This window comes from Neomoorella carbonis, from assembly GCF_045278715.1.
In the GTDB taxonomy this organism is placed as follows: Bacteria; Bacillota; DSM-521; order Neomoorellales; family Neomoorellaceae; genus Neomoorella; species Neomoorella carbonis.
In genome coordinates this window covers 1332129-1344870 of sequence record NZ_CP136420.1, presented here as the reverse complement: position 1 = coordinate 1344870, position 12742 = coordinate 1332129, and the positions used below count along the sequence as shown (strand labels likewise).

Annotated in this window: 9 protein-coding genes and 2 tRNA genes; 8 read left to right on the top strand and 3 right to left on the bottom strand. The window is 52.4% G+C overall.

Annotated elements, in window-relative coordinates:
• Positions 1 to 2 precede the first annotated feature (2 nt).
• Together MCACP_RS06915 and MCACP_RS06910 are read left to right on the top strand one after the other, a co-directional pair.
• The gene (locus MCACP_RS06915; protein ID WP_406678598.1) at positions 3 to 827 is read left to right on the top strand and encodes an ABC transporter ATP-binding protein; all 825 of its coding nucleotides are present in this window, start codon (positions 3 to 5) and stop codon (positions 825 to 827) included.
• Between the two features lie 72 nt (positions 828 to 899).
• Positions 900 to 2417, top strand: a complete 1518-nt coding sequence (locus MCACP_RS06910; protein WP_406678597.1) for a site-specific DNA-methyltransferase — start codon at positions 900 to 902, stop codon at positions 2415 to 2417.
• Positions 2418 to 2462: 45 nt separating this feature from the next.
• Here the strand turns inward: MCACP_RS06910 and MCACP_RS06905 are convergent.
• The 3 genes from MCACP_RS06905 to MCACP_RS06895 form a co-directional block, all read right to left on the bottom strand.
• Positions 2463 to 2538 (bottom strand) — tRNA-Thr (locus MCACP_RS06905).
• Between the two features lie 9 nt (positions 2539 to 2547).
• Positions 2548 to 2625 (bottom strand) — tRNA-Pro (locus MCACP_RS06900).
• 44 nt (positions 2626 to 2669) lie between these two features.
• Positions 2670 to 4103, bottom strand: a complete 1434-nt coding sequence (locus MCACP_RS06895; RefSeq protein ID WP_406678596.1) for an MFS transporter — start codon at positions 4101 to 4103, stop codon at positions 2670 to 2672.
• A 183-nt stretch (positions 4104 to 4286) separates the two neighbouring features.
• On the opposite strand from MCACP_RS06895, the gene MCACP_RS06890 reads away from it, so the two are divergent.
• The 6 genes from MCACP_RS06890 to acsC all read left to right on the top strand — a co-directional run bounded on the left by MCACP_RS06890 (position 4287) and on the right by acsC (position 12723).
• Complete coding sequence (locus MCACP_RS06890; RefSeq protein ID WP_406678595.1) at positions 4287 to 4406, top strand: RCKP-type rubredoxin-like domain-containing protein; 120 nt, start codon at positions 4287 to 4289, stop codon at positions 4404 to 4406.
• A 246-nt stretch (positions 4407 to 4652) separates the two neighbouring features.
• On the top strand, positions 4653 to 5897 hold the full coding sequence (locus tag MCACP_RS06885) for an ISL3 family transposase (RefSeq protein WP_406676582.1): 1245 nt from the start codon (positions 4653 to 4655) through the stop codon (positions 5895 to 5897).
• 329 nt (positions 5898 to 6226) lie between these two features.
• The gene (locus tag MCACP_RS06880; protein WP_406678594.1) at positions 6227 to 6973 is read left to right on the top strand and encodes an AAA family ATPase; all 747 of its coding nucleotides are present in this window, start codon (positions 6227 to 6229) and stop codon (positions 6971 to 6973) included.
• 82 nt (positions 6974 to 7055) lie between these two features.
• Positions 7056 to 9080, top strand: coding sequence for an anaerobic carbon-monoxide dehydrogenase catalytic subunit (gene cooS / locus MCACP_RS06875; RefSeq protein WP_406678593.1), 2025 nt, complete (start codon positions 7056 to 7058; stop codon positions 9078 to 9080).
• A 14-nt stretch (positions 9081 to 9094) separates the two neighbouring features.
• A complete protein-coding gene (gene acsB / locus MCACP_RS06870; RefSeq protein ID WP_406678592.1) occupies positions 9095 to 11284 on the top strand; it encodes an acetyl-CoA decarbonylase/synthase complex subunit alpha/beta in 2190 nt (729 codons plus the stop codon).
• Positions 11285 to 11382: 98 nt separating this feature from the next.
• Positions 11383 to 12723 (top strand): acetyl-CoA decarbonylase/synthase complex subunit gamma, encoded by a 1341-nt coding sequence (gene acsC, locus MCACP_RS06865; protein ID WP_406678591.1) that lies wholly within the window; start codon positions 11383 to 11385, stop codon positions 12721 to 12723.
• Positions 12724 to 12742: the final 19 nt, after the last annotated feature.

The window sequence follows — 12742 nt, the reverse complement described above, 5'->3', positions numbered from 1 at the left end:
CCATGGCACTGGCCGCAGCACCCGGGATATCCGGAAACAAGCTAACTGTTGTCAACCTGACCAGGGAATTTAACTTTAAGCGCCAGAAGATTACCGCTCTGGAAGGCATATCGTTGGAGGTTAAGGAAGGAGAGTTCGTTACCATCCTGGGGCCTTCGGGATGCGGCAAATCCACCCTGCTCCGCATTATTGCCGGCCTGGCAGAAGCCAGCAGCGGCCAGGTATATAAAGACGGACGTTTGATCCAGGGACCGGGGCCGGACCGGGGCATGGTCTTCCAGAGCTATACCCTCTTCCCCTGGCTGACGGTACGCCAGAATATCGAGTTTGGCCTCACTCTGAAGGGGATAGAAGCTGACCGGCGCCGGGAAATTGTCGATCACTACCTGGATATAATCGGCCTGGCGGCCTTTGCCGATGCCTTTCCCAAAAGCCTCTCCGGCGGTATGAAACAGCGGGTGGCCATTGCCCGGGCCCTGGCCAACGATCCTGATATCCTCCTTATGGACGAACCTTTCGGCGCTCTGGACGCCCAGACCCGCCTGGTCATGCAGGAACTGCTTCTCAAGGTCTGGGAAGAAACCAGGAAGACCATCCTTTTTGTTACCCATGACGTGGAAGAAGCTATCTTTTTAGGGGATACTGTTTATGTCATGACGGCCCGTCCGGGCCGCCTCAAGGCGCGCATCCCCGTTCCCCTTTCCAGGCCCCGGACTATTGAAATCAAAAATTCCCGGGTTTTCCTGGAACTCAAAACCCGCATCCTGGAGCAGATCCGGGAAGAGAGCCTGAAAGCAGCTAGCATGATGCCGGCCGGGGGCGGTTAAAAAGTCACGGTGAGGGATTTACTCTTGTGAGCCACTCTGTTACAAAGCCAAAATATAAGGTTGGAGGTCACCATGGCTAACAGGCGCCTGCCCCAGCAAAGTTCTGCCCGGCTGGTCTGGGAGACAAAACCGGCGGGGGAACCACGGGCGGGTGAATTTATTTTCCAGGCGCAAGAACTGGTCATACCGCAATCAGGCCGGGAAAACGTGCCTCAACAAAAAATCGCCGCAGGAAATCCAGTTATCAACCGCCTAATTTACGGTGACAACCTCCAGGCCATGCTCGCCCTCCTGGCCGGGGGGTATGAGGGTAAAATCAACTTGATCTACATCGACCCTCCTTTTTTCAGCCAGGCCAATTACAGTCACCGGGTTCCCATTGCCGGCACGGCAGACGGTCAGGAGGTCCCGGTCATCGAACGCCCGGCCTACCAGGATACCTGGGCCGGGGGCTTAGATGCCTACCTGGATATGCTCTACCCCCGCCTCCAGCTCATGAAAAAGCTGCTGGCACCAGACGGCAGTATCTATGTCCACCTGGATGCCAGCATCAGTCATTATATAAAGGTAATTATGGATGAGATCTTTGGCCCGGACGCCTTCCAGCGGGAGATTATCTGGCGGATTGGTTGGATTTCGGGCTACAAGAGCGCTGTACGCAACTGGGTCCGCAACCATGACACGCTGCTTTTCTATGTCAAAAACCCGGGGAAGTTTACCTTTAACAAAGAATACGTACCCTACCCTCCTGATTACCGGCGCCGCGGCAACCAGCAAACGACGGGGAAAGGCTACCCTATGGAAGATGTATGGAACGCTAATCCCTTAGAATTTCAACTGAAAGGGGAAGAGAGCCTGGATTCTATCCAGATAAAGAGTTTCTCCAAGGAAAAGACCGGCTTCGCCACCCAGAAAAATAAAAGCCTCCTCCGGCGTATCATCAAGGCTTCCTCCAACCCGGGGGATCTGGTAGCTGATTTTTTTTGCGGTTCCGGTACCACCCTGGTAGTGGCTGAAAAGTTGGGCCGGCGCTGGCTCGGTTGCGAATTGGGCCAGGTGGGAATCCAGGTTACGCGCAAGCGCCTGGTGGCGGAAGGGGCCGGTCCTTTTCTTATCGAAACAATCAGGTCCAACCGGGTCGAAAGCAAACTGCCGCCATGCGTGACCCATACCAGAACTGCAGGCGTAACTGCATCAGACAGCAGACCCCAGCTGAGCTTAAGGAAACCCGCGGTAACCAGGCTGGCCAGTGGTCAGGTACAGATAACAGTAGGCCTGAAGGCTTATGCCCTGCCCGGCCTCCAGGATAACCACGCATATATTAAAAAGGGCGAGTGGGAGGCTTTATTGGCTAAAGCTAGAGAAAACTTTGCTCTCCTTATCGATTACTGGGCCGTTGACTGGAATTACGACGGTCAGATTTTTAAAAGCCAGTGGCAGGCCTGGAGGGATTACGGCAAAAATGAACCAAACCTGCCTGTACAGGCTACGGCCATCCTGGAACCTGAACTTCCAAGGACCATTGCCGTGCAAGTAATTGATGTCCTCGGCAATGAGGTTATCGCTACAGCGACGGTAACCCAAGCATAAACAAACAGAAAGCCTCCGGGTAAACTCCGGAGGCATTACAATTTCTGGAGCCAACGAGGGGATTCGAACCCCTGACCTACTGATTACAAGTCAGTTGCTCTACCGGCTGAGCTACGTTGGCACAAAACGCTGGTCGGGATGACAGGATTTGAACCTGCGACCCCCTGCTCCCAAAGCAGGTGCTCTAGCCAAACTGAGCTACATCCCGTCAGCATTCATATTTTAACATGCTTGTGACCGGCAGGCAATACCTTAGCACTCCCTTGAGGGCAAATTATCGCTCCTTACCAGGGAGGCCAGAGCACCGGCGGCAGACAGGCATGCCCCAACAATGAAGGCCGTCTTTAGCCCGGCCATAAAAGCCTGGGTGGTCCCGGCGGGTCCCAGAACTGCCAGCTTGGCCTGCCGTTGCCAGGTAAAGACGCCGCTGCTAACGGCTATCCCCAGCACCATACCTACATTGCGGACCGTAGCGAGAACGCCGGAGCCAATACCCAGCCGATGGCGGGGGACACTGCCCATTACGGCGCTATTATTGGGGGACTGGAAGATACCAGTACCCAAACCAAAAAGGCATAAGCGCCAGATAATATCCACGGCCTGGGAAGTAACTTTAAGACCGGCCATCAGAAAGAGGGTCATACTGACAATAGCCTGCCCTGTAAAGGCCAGCCTGCGCGTTCCCATGCGGTCCGATAAGGCCCCGCTAACAGGCGCAATTAAAAGCGTCACCAGGGGAGAAGCGGTTAAAATCAAACCAGCCTGCCCGGGACTGTAGTTCAATACTTGCTGCAGGTAAAAGGGAATTAAAAATATAACAGCATACTGGGACATGAAGTTCATCAAGGCCGCAAAGTTGGCAGCAGTAAACACCTTATTTTGAAACAGGGTTAAATCGAGCATGGGTTGTTCAACCCGTCGCTCCCAGCGGATAAAAGCCCAGGTACCGGCTAAAAATACAACACCCAATATTAAGGTGATCGGTGAAGTCCAGCCCCATTCTTCGCCATAGCTGCCTACCAGCAAGAAAGCGCTCAAAGAGGTAAAACCCAGGGCCGCACCGCTTAAATCAAAGCGCTGCGGCTGCAAATCTTTCGTTGCAGGTACTACTTGACGGCATAAGATATAACTTATGATACCAATGGGAATATTAATGGTAAAGATGGCCTGCCACCCGGCTACAGTGACTAGAAAACCGCCCAGGGTCGGTCCCAGGGCCAGGCCGGTGGCAATAATCATGCCGTTGGTCCCCAGGGCACGCCCCCGTTCATTAGGAGGGAAAACCGACGTTATAATGGCTGGCCCCATAGCCATAAACATGCCGGCACCAATGGCCTGGACGGCCCGGAAGGCAATCAAGACCCAGATATTGGGGGCGAGGGCGCAGATTCCGGAAGCTGCTGTAAAAATAGCGATCCCTGTTAAAAGCACCCGGCGAAATCCATACATATCACCAAGGCGGCCGTAGGTCAAAATCAAACTTCCTAAAACTAAAAGATAAACCATGGCCACCCAGCCTACTGTATTTAAATCGACATTAAAAACCCTGCTAATCGTCGGCAGGGCGACATTTACTACGCTGCCATCAATAGGCCCCATTATACCGGCAGTCATGACGGCAAAAAGGATGAGCCAGCGCCGGGGATGGGGATGGGGAAGGGGAAGGGTAGTACTCTGAGTGGACATGACCAAAGCCTCCCTGACGGCAAATAGGCAGATAATCATATTATTTCACACCGGGTATACCAAGTCAAGGCTACGGAGGCCGCCATTTTATGAGCTTACCACGGGCCAACTATACCTTGACAGGCAGATATATACAGTTTATAATCTTATCAGTAACTATTATTAGAAAGGCAGGTACAGGTTGTGGCAGTTTGGCAATGCACCCAGTGCGGTTATGAAAAGGATGCCCGTTGCAAACCACGCAAGTGCCCAGAATGCGGTGCCAAAGATTCCTTCACCAAAAAAGATACCCCTACCCCTTAGGCTCCTTTACGGAGCTTTTTTGTTACCCTTCCAAAATATAACCTGGCCAGCCTATTATAGTACAATTTCTATAATGAATTGTTATTGCCTCAAACTAGGCTCTATAATAAAAAGTGTGGGAAGGGATAGGTAGATATGGAAGGACAGAGGAGAAGAGATTTTATTAGGAGCTAAAGGAGGAAAAAGATGGGGGCACATCCAAATCAATATTAGCAAACAAAACCCCAACAGGAAAGGAGTGCCCCCATGAATAAGAATAGCACGATCACCCTCAATGGACAAGAGAATTTTGATAAAATACTCCCGTCCATTTTAGGAGAACAGCAGGAACGTAAAGATATTGTGTTAAGGGTGACGCTAGACCCGCCAGCATTATGCCCTGCATGTAACAAAGGCAAATTACATAAGCACGGCATTTTAAAGAAGAACCGGAAGCCCCAAGAAAGGAAAATTCGTCACGCTTTTTTATACGGGAGATGGATTTTTTTATCCTGGGTTCCTGTACGGTATAAGTGTTACCATTGTCATAAGACTTTTACCCTTCGTCCTCCGAATACCATCCCCTGGGCCAGATTTACAAAACTAGGAGTGCAGACAGTAGTGTATTATGCCCAGAGGATGAGCTTTACCTATGCAGCCCGAATATTACACCTTACTCCTAATAGGGTTATAAGATTACTAGACAAGTATATCCAGTCCGGTCTTCCAGCAGATGATACTCAAGAGCCCATAGTCTTAACCTTAGATGAACTGTCCTTTAGCGGGAATGATTATGTATGCGTAGTAGGGCGCCTGGAACCGGATAAGAGGCCTTTGACGATTTTGGGTGATGACAGGAAAGCAACTATAAAGGCTTACCTGGAGGGGCTCAAAAAAGCCGGGGTTAAAGTAGAAGCAGTAGTAATTGACATGAAAGACTCCTGGCGCAAGTTAATAAAAGCAATCTTTCCTTCAGCTAGGATAATAGTAGACCCTTTCCATGTAATTCAGGATGCCAACCGTCGCTTAAATGAAGCACGCAAGATAGAGCAAGAAGCAGGCAAGGAGAATATACCTCGCCTACCCTTGCTCAAGGCTAAAGAAAAACTTACTCCCAGACAACAACAGCAGCTAGAAGAAATTAAGAATAAATACCCGTCCCTCTATGAACTGTACCAGCTAAAAGAAGATTTAAGACAAATCATAAAGATGGACCGGGTTGAAGAGGCAGAAATTGTCTTAAGCCGTTGGCTTATAAATGCAGAATGCGCTGCAAATCTAGAGGGACGGGTATGGGCTCGTACTATTAAGTCCTGGAGGTCAGAAATATTAAACCTGGTTAGATACACCCAGCAAGGCCGCCGGTACACCAATGGTTATATAGAAGGCAAGAATACTTTAAGTAAAATGCTCAAACGCTTAAGTTTTGGTTTTAGGAATCGTAATCATTTCATCAAAAAAATTTTCCTGGGATGTTGCCCCCAAAATTTAATCCCACAACTATTGACATAGAGCCCTCAAACTATTGACACAAATTAGGTCTGCCGTTATGATTAAAGTCAATATATAACAGCAGGCTTTATATTGTGAGTGCATTCCTTAAATGATAAAAATTATTCCATTTTTAAATTAAATGGTCTATAATATTGGCCAAGTGAGTAATACAGGGGATTGAAGGGAAAAAGGGCAAGTTGAATGATTTGTTGCGCGGGATGAGAAAAGAGCAAAAATTAACAAGTAACTCAAGGAAAGGTGAGAAGGAAAAACGGACTTTGTGTAGAAGTTCACTAATGTAACCGAAAAAATGTATGTCCATTTTTATGAACCAAGGAGGTGTTCAAGTGAAGCTGGCCATTTCCGGGAAAGGTGGTGTCGGCAAAACTACCATTGCTGCCGGCTTAATTAAATATTTTGCCCGGCAGGGTTACCAGGTATATGCCGTCGATGCCGATCCCGATACCAGCCTGGGTATGGTTCTGGGGCTCCCCGAGGAAAGGCTCGGTACCATTAAACCTATCGTGGAGATGCGAGAATTGATTGCCGAACGCACCGGCGGCAGCGGCGCCTTCTTTTCTCTAAACCCGGAAGTAGATAGCCTGCTCCAGGATTATACCATAAGGAACGGAAATATCCTTTTTCTGAAAATGGGAGCCATCAAGCCCGGGGGATCGACCTGCTATTGCCGGGAAAATGCCGTCTTAAATGCCATGGTTAATGCCCTAATCCTAAAACACCGGGAAATGGTGGTCCTGGATATGGGGGCGGGCATCGAGCACCTGACCCGGGGTACGGCCCGGGGGGTAGATCTGATGCTGATTGTTACCGAGCCCACCCTGGTCAGCGTCCAGACCGCCCGGGTCGTCCAAAAACTGGCCGCTGAACTTGGTATTAAGCGAATAAAATTTGTGGGCAATAAATTGCGTCAATCCAAGGATGAAGAATTTATCCTCAACCACCTGCCGCCAGGCGATGTCATCGGCCTGATTCCTTTCCAAACAGAAATTTTAGACCAGGCTGCCGGCTTTGCCGGTGAGCAGTCTTTTACCGCCGCAGGTATAGCTGAGCTGGCTGCCAGGGTGCTAAGCTGACTGAATATTGCCTGGGCATATGCAGGAGAACCGGAGTTCTCCTTAGCACTAAAAGAAAGTAAAGACCAAGGAGGTAGGTAATATGCCCCGGTTCCGCGATCTTACCCACACTTGCAGGCCTTCAGAAGCCCCGCGGGTCATGGAACCCAAAAACAGGGACCGTACCGTCGACCCGGCAGTCCTGGAGATGCTGGCTAAAAGCAGGGACGACAGGGTAATAACCGCCTTTGATCGCTTTGTCGCCCAGCAGCCCCAGTGTAAAATCGGGTATGAAGGTATATGCTGCCGGTTTTGCCTGGCCGGCCCCTGCCGTATCAAGGCCGCCGATGGTCCCGGTAGTCGCGGTATTTGCGGCGCTTCAGCCTGGACCATCGTTGCCCGTAACGTTGGGTTAATGATCCTGACGGGATCTGCCGCCCACAGCGAGCACGGCAATCATATTGCCCATGCCCTGGTAGAAATGGCTGCCGGGAAGGCACCGGATTATACCGTGAAGGATGAAGCTAAACTTAAAGAAGTCTGCCGGCGCGTAGGTATTGACGTAGAAGGCAAAAGCGTTATGGAACTCGCCCAGGAAGTGGGCGAGAAAGCCCTGGAGGATTTTCGCCGCCTGAAGGGCGAAGGCGAAGCCACCTGGCTGATGACAACTATAACCGAAGGCCGCCGGGAAAAATTCCGCACCCACAATGTCGTACCCTATGGTATCCATGCCTCCATTTCCGAACTGGTCAACCAGGCACATATGGGTATGGATAACGACCCCGTGAACCTGGTCTTCAGTGCTATCCGCGTCGCCCTGGCCGATTATACCGGTGAACATATTGCCACCGATTTTTCCGATATCCTTTTTGGTACTCCCCAGCCGGTAGTCAGTGAAGCCAACATGGGCGTCCTGGACTCGGATAAGGTTAATTTTGTCCTCCACGGCCATAACCCCTTACTTAGTGAAATTATCGTCCAGGCCGCCCGGGAATTGGAAGGAGAGGCCAGGGCTGCCGGGGCTCAAGGTATTAATCTGGTGGGTATTTGCTGTACCGGCAATGAAGTTTTGATGCGCCAGGGTATACCTTTGGTCACCTCCTTTGCCTCCCAGGAACTGGCCATCTGCACAGGAGCCATTGACGCCATGTGCGTCGACGTCCAGTGTATTATGCCTTCCATCAGCACCGTGGCCGAGTGTTATCACACCCGGATTATTACCACTGCCGACAACGCCAAGATCCCTGGGGCCTATCACCTCGACTACCAGACGGCTACAGCCCTGGATAATGCCAAAACCGCCATTCGCATGGCCATTGAAGCCTTCAAAGAGCGTAAAGAAAGCAACCGGCCGGTTTTCATTCCGCAAATCAAAAACAGGGTAGTCGCCGGCTGGAGCCTGGAAGCTCTGCGGCAGCTTTTGGCTACCCAGGATGCTGAAAATCCCATCCGCGTGCTCAATAAAGCCATCCTTGACGGCGAGCTGGCCGGGGTGGCGCTTATCTGCGGTTGTAATAACCTGAAAGGGTTCCAGGATAACTCGCACCTGGTTGTTATGAAAGAGTTGTTGAAGAATAACGTCTTCGTCATCGCTACCGGGTGTTCGGCCCAGGGAGCGGCCAAAGCCGGTTTAATGGACCCGGCCAATGTAGAAACCTATTGTGGCGATGGCCTAAAAGCTTTCCTCAACCGCCTCAGCCAGGGAGCCAATATTGAAATCGGCCTGCCGCCTGTTTTCCACATGGGTTCCTGCGTGGATAACTCCCGGGCCGCCGACCTCTTAATGGCCATGGCCAACGACCTGGGCGTCGATACCCCGAAAGTTCCCTTCGTCGCCTCGGCCCCGGAAGCCATGAGCGGCAAAGCGGTAGCCATCGGCACCTGGTGGGTATCCCTGGGTGTACCGACTCACGTCGGCACCATGCCGCCGGTGGAAGGCAGCGACCTGATCTACAGTATCCTCACCCAGATTGCCAGCGACGTTTACGGCGGTTACTTTATGTTTGAAATGGATCCCCACGTAGCTGCCCGGAAGATCCTCGACGCCCTGGAGTATCGCACCTGGAAGCTGGGCGTGCACAAAAATGTTGCTGAGCGTTATGAAACCAAACTCTGCCAGGGTTACTAAAGGGGGGTCAGGCCATGACTGATTTCGACAAGATCTTTGAAGGTGCCATTCCCGAAGGCAAAGAACCTGTAGCCCTTTTCCGCGAAGTTTATCACGGCGCCATTACAGCCACCAGCTATGCGGAAATCCTTTTAAACCAGGCCATCCGGACCTACGGTCCCGACCATCCCGTCGGTTATCCGGATACCGCCTATTATTTACCGGTTATTCGTTGCTACAGCGGGGAAGAAGTAAAGAAACTCGGCGACCTGCCGCCCATCCTCAACCGCAAGCGGGCGCAAATAAGCCCGGTGCTTAATTTTGCCAATGCCCGCCTGGCGGGAGAAGCCACCTGGTATGCCGCCGAAATTATCGAAGCCCTGCGTTACTTGAAATACAAGCCGGGAGAGCCCCTCTTACCCGAACCCTGGACTGGCTTTATCGGCGACCCGGTCGTCCGCCGTTTTGGTATCAAAATGGTAGACTGGACCATTCCCGGAGAAGCCATTATCATGGGCCGGGCCAGGGATTCCAAAGCTCTGGCGAAGATCGTCAAAGACCTCATGGGTATGGGCTTTATGCTTTTCATCTGTGATGAGGCGGTAGAACAGCTGCTGGAGGAAAACGTCAAGCTGGGTATAGACTACATCGCCTACCCCCTGGGCAATTTCACCCAGATCGTCCACGCCGCCAACTACGCCCTGCGGGCCGGGATGATGTTCGGCGGCGTAACGCCGGGCCTGCGCGATGAGCAGCGCGACTACCAGCGGCGCCGCATCCGCGCTTTCGTCCTTTACCTGGGCGAGCACGACATGGTCAAAACGGCCGCCGCCTTCGGGGCCATTTTCACCGGCTTCCCGGTGATCACCGACCAACCCCTGCCGGAAGACAAGCAGATTCCCGACTGGTTCTTCAGCGTCGAAGACTATGATAAAATAGTCCAGATAGCTATGGAGACCCGGGGTATCAAGCTGACCAAGATCAAGCTCGACCTGCCCATCAACTTCGGCCCGGCCTTTGAAGGGGAGAGTATCCGTAAGAACGATATGTATGTCGAAATGGGCGGCAACCGGAGCCCGGCCTTTGAACTGGTACGTACCGTTTCCGAGGCGGAGATTACCGACGGTAAGATCGAGCTTGTCGGCCCGGATATTGACCAGGTGCCGGAGGGCAGCACTTTACCCCTGGGTATCCTGGTGGATATTTACGGCCGTAAAATGCAGGCCGATTTTGAAGGGGTCCTGGAACGGAGAATCCATGACTTCATTAACTACGGTGAAGGCCTGTGGCACACCGGCCAGCGCGCCATCAACTGGCTGCGGGTGAGCAAAGATGCCGTGGCCAAAGGGTTCCGATTCAAGCACTATGGAGAAATCCTGGTGGCGAAAATGAAAGAAGAATTCCCGGCCATTGTTGACCGCGTCCAGGTAACCATCATTACCGATGAAGCAAAAGTGAAAGAGTACCTGGCCATTGCCCGGGAGAAATATAAAGAGCGCGACGACCGTATGCGCGGTCTGACCGACGAGTCGGTGGATACTTTCTATTCCTGCGTTCTGTGCCAGTCCTTTGCCCCCAATCATGTCTGTATTGTCACCCCCGAGCGGGTAGGCCTGTGCGGCGCTGTCAGCTGGCTGGACGCCAAGGCTTCTTATGAAATCAACCATGCCGGGCCCAACCAGCCCATACCTAAACAAGGGGAGATTGATCCCGTTAAAGGCATCTGGAAGAGCGTCAACGACTACCTCTACACGGCTTCCAACCGCAACCTGGAACAGGTTTGCCTGTACACCCTTATGGAGAACCCCATGACCTCTTGCGGTTGTTTCGAGGCCATCATGGCCATTGTACCCGAATGTAATGGTATTATGATTACCACACGGGACCACCCCGGTATGACCCCTTCCGGGATGACCTTCTCCACCCTGGCCGGTATGATCGGCGGCGGCGTCCAGACCCCCGGCTTTATGGGCATCGGCCGCACCTATATTGTCAGCAAAAAATTTATTAAGGCCGACGGCGGTATCGCCCGCATTGTCTGGATGCCCAAAGCTTTGAAGGACTTCCTCCGTGAAGATCTGGTACGGCGCAGCATCGAAGAAGGCCTGGGCGAGGACTTTATCGATAAAATTGCCGATGAAACCATAGGCACCACCGTTGATGAAATCCTGCCCTACCTGGAAGAGGTGGGCCATCCGGCCCTGAGCATGGATCCCATCATGTAGGCTCCACCCCCTGTTGCTGGTAAGGCCGGGTATATGCCTGTTCGTTGTATATACCCGGCCCGGAATATTTAAATCTTGAAGGAAAGGAGTTAACAGTTATGGCTTTAACGGGATTGGAAATTTACAAGCAGCTGCCTAAAAAGAACTGTGGCGAATGCGGTACGCCTACCTGCCTGGCCTTTGCCATGAACCTGGCTGCCGGTAAAGCCAGCCTGGACTCTTGTCCCTACGTTTCCGAAGCCGCCCGGGAGGCCCTTAATGCCGCCGCGGCCCCGCCCATTGCCAAGGTGATCCTGGGCACAGGTACGGCAGCAGTAGAAATGGGGGATGAGACCGAACTCTTCCGCCACGATAAGCGCTTCTATCATGAAACGGCCATTGCCATCCAGGTAAGCGATAACCTCAGCACCGAAGAGTTAACGGCTAAAGTTGCTGCTATTAATGAGCTGCAGTTTGACCGGGTGGGGCAGCATTATACCATCCAGGCCATTGCCATCCGCCACGATGCTGATGACCCGGCCGCTTTTCAGGCAACAGTAGCTCGGGTTGCTGCCGCCACCCCGTTAAACCTTATTCTCATGGCTGACGATGCCGCTGTGATAAAACCTGCCCTGGCGGGAATAGCCGACCGCAAGCCCCTGTTATATGCGGCCACTGCTGCCAATTACGAGGCCATGACTGCCCTGGCAAAAGAGTTTAATTGCCCCCTGGCGGTATACGGCAACGGCCTGGAAGAACTGGCCGGCTTAGTGGACAAAATCGTCGCCCTGGGCCACAAGCAGCTGGTCCTCGACCCCGGAGCCCGGGAAACTTCCCGCGCCGTTGCCGACTTTACCCAGATCCGCCGCCTGGCCATTAAAAAACGCTTCCGCTCTTTCGGCTATCCCATTATTGCCCTGACGACGGCAGGCGATCCCCTGGCGGAAATCCTCCAGGCTACAAACTATATCAGCAAGTATGCCAGCCTGGTAGTCTTGCGTACCGCCGCCAAAGAACACCTGTTGCCCCTGCTGTCCTGGCGCCAGAATCTCTATACCGACCCGCAGGTACCTATCCGGGTAGAGGAGAAACTCAATGAAATAGGAGCCGTTAATGAGAATTCACCGGTTTATGTGACCACCAACTTCTCCCTGACCTATTACTCGGTAGAAGGAGAAATTGAAAGCACCAAGATACCCAGTTACCTGCTGTCCGTCGATACCGATGGCCTGTCCGTGCTGACGGCCTATGCCGACGGTAAGTTTGAGGCTGAAAAGATTGCCAGCGTCATGAAAAAAGTTGGTCTCGAAAATAAAGTCAAGCATCGCCGGATTATTATTCCCGGAGCAGTGGCCGTCCTGAAGGGCAAGCTGGAAGACCTGACCGGCTGGGAGGTACTGGTAGGACCCCGGGAAGCCAGCGGTATCGTGGCTTTTGCCCGGGCCAATTTAGCGTCCTAAATCATCTCTATTTATAAGA

Bases quoted from the DNA above. Each gene is read 5' to 3' on its own strand.
- cooS (WP_406678593.1), top strand. From the start codon at position 7,056: ATGCCCCGGTTCCGCGATCTTACCCACACTTGCAGGCCTTCAGAAGCC.
- MCACP_RS06885 (WP_406676582.1), top strand. From the start codon at position 4,653: ATGAATAAGAATAGCACGATCACCCTCAATGGACAAGAGAATTTTGAT.
- MCACP_RS06895 (WP_406678596.1), bottom strand. From the start codon at position 4,103: ATGTCCACTCAGAGTACTACCCTTCCCCTTCCCCATCCCCATCCCCGG.
- acsB (WP_406678592.1), top strand. From the start codon at position 9,095: ATGACTGATTTCGACAAGATCTTTGAAGGTGCCATTCCCGAAGGCAAA.
- MCACP_RS06910 (WP_406678597.1), top strand. From the start codon at position 900: ATGGCTAACAGGCGCCTGCCCCAGCAAAGTTCTGCCCGGCTGGTCTGG.
- MCACP_RS06915 (WP_406678598.1), top strand. From the start codon at position 3: ATGGCACTGGCCGCAGCACCCGGGATATCCGGAAACAAGCTAACTGTT.
- acsC (WP_406678591.1), top strand. From the start codon at position 11,383: ATGGCTTTAACGGGATTGGAAATTTACAAGCAGCTGCCTAAAAAGAAC.